The 638-nt window shown below is 49.8% G+C and carries 1 pseudogene; it reads right to left on the reverse strand.

Going from position 1 to position 638, the window contains the following annotated elements:
- Positions 1–638, reverse strand: a pseudogene (locus tag R2S57_RS30400) (excinuclease ABC subunit A); the annotation flags it as partial.

The following is a 638-nucleotide window of genomic DNA, read 5'->3' on the forward strand; positions in this document are numbered from 1 at the left end:
TCCTGAATGGCTTCGGTTTTCTGGCCGAGGGCATCCGAGATGAGTTCAACAAGTACCTGGCTTACCAGGCTACTTTTTCCCGAGCCTGAAATTCCCGTCACGCAGGTCATCACCCCAATTGGGAATTCGACATTTATGTTGTTCAGATTGTGCCGGGAAATTCCGGTAAGAATGAGCTGTCCTGTGGGTTTTCTCGCCGAATGGATGTTTTTTCCGGCTTTACCGAAGAGATAGGCAGAGGTAGGAGAACCCTTGATATTTTTTAAGCCCTCCGGAAGGCCACTGTAAAGAATATATCCGCCTTTTTCGCCCGCTTCGGGCCCTACCTCAACAATCCAGTCTGCATGCCGGATGACTTCTATTTCGTGCTCGATAACAAAGATTGAATTTCCGGCCTCTTTTAATCTGTCCAATATCCTAAGCAACGCCTGTGTATCGGCTGGGTGGAGCCCTGCCGATGGCTCATCAAGTACATAAACAACACCGAAAAGGTTTGAATGCACCTGTGTGGCCAATCTTAAACGCTGAAGTTCTCCCGGGGACAGCGTGGGCGTTGTCCTTTCCAGACTGAGGTAGCCCAGGCCGAGTTCCAACATCACTTCCATTCTGGAAAGGATATCCCTGGAAATCCGCTGGGT

Source organism: Pedobacter psychrodurus, assembly GCF_032678585.1.
In the GTDB taxonomy this organism is placed as follows: Bacteria; Bacteroidota; Bacteroidia; order Sphingobacteriales; family Sphingobacteriaceae; genus Pedobacter; species Pedobacter psychrodurus_A.